This is a genomic window from Paenalicyclobacillus cellulosilyticus (assembly GCF_014647315.1).
Taxonomy (GTDB): domain Bacteria; phylum Bacillota; class Bacilli; order Alicyclobacillales; family Alicyclobacillaceae; genus Alicyclobacillus_J; species Alicyclobacillus_J cellulosilyticus.
Genome location: NZ_BMOY01000166.1, coordinates 1 through 222, shown reverse-complemented (window position 1 = coordinate 222; position 222 = coordinate 1). Strand labels below are relative to the sequence as shown.

The following is a 222-nucleotide window of genomic DNA, read 5'->3' as shown; positions in this document are numbered from 1 at the left end:
GTTTATAACCAATGAACAAAAAATTGCAGAATTAACGGTTCGTAGTGTTTTTTTAGCGATATTTTTAACGTTGATTCTGGCGATGTCAAATGCCTACTTAGCATTAAAGCTCGGGATTTTAACGTCTGCTTCAATCCCTGCTGCGATTATCTCAATGGGTATCTTACGATTTTTTAAAGACGCAACGATACTAGAAAATAACGCGGTGCAAACAGCCGCTTC

1 protein-coding gene is annotated in these 222 nt (G+C 37.8%); it reads left to right on the top strand.

Features of this window, described 5'->3' with window-relative positions:
• A partial coding sequence (locus tag IEX97_RS13390; protein WP_308426219.1) for an OPT/YSL family transporter occupies positions 1-222 on the top strand: 222 nt, incomplete at both ends.